This is a genomic window from Citrobacter sp. TBCS-14 (assembly GCF_005280805.1).
In the GTDB taxonomy this organism is placed as follows: Bacteria; Pseudomonadota; Gammaproteobacteria; order Enterobacterales; family Enterobacteriaceae; genus Citrobacter; species Citrobacter gillenii.
Genome location: NZ_SZWM01001063.1, coordinates 1 through 225, shown reverse-complemented (window position 1 = coordinate 225; position 225 = coordinate 1). Strand labels below are relative to the sequence as shown.

Sequence of the window (225 nt, the reverse complement as noted above, 5' to 3'; positions counted from 1 at the left end):
GCGATCAAAGGCGGTACGGTGAAGGTTACCGGGATTGGGCGTCATAGCATGCAGGGTGATATTCGCTTTGCTGATGTGCTGGAAAAAATGGGCGCGACCGTGACATGGGGTGATGATTTTATTGCCTGTACTCGCGGTGAGTTGAATGCTGTCGATATGGACATGAACCATATTCCTGATGCGGCAATGACCATTGCGACCGCCGCGTTGTTTGCAAAGGGCACA

1 pseudogene is annotated in these 225 nt (G+C 52.0%); it reads left to right on the top strand.

The features are described 5' to 3' along the window. Positions 1-225 (top strand): annotated as a pseudogene (locus FDX22_RS23945) (3-phosphoshikimate 1-carboxyvinyltransferase); the annotation flags it as partial.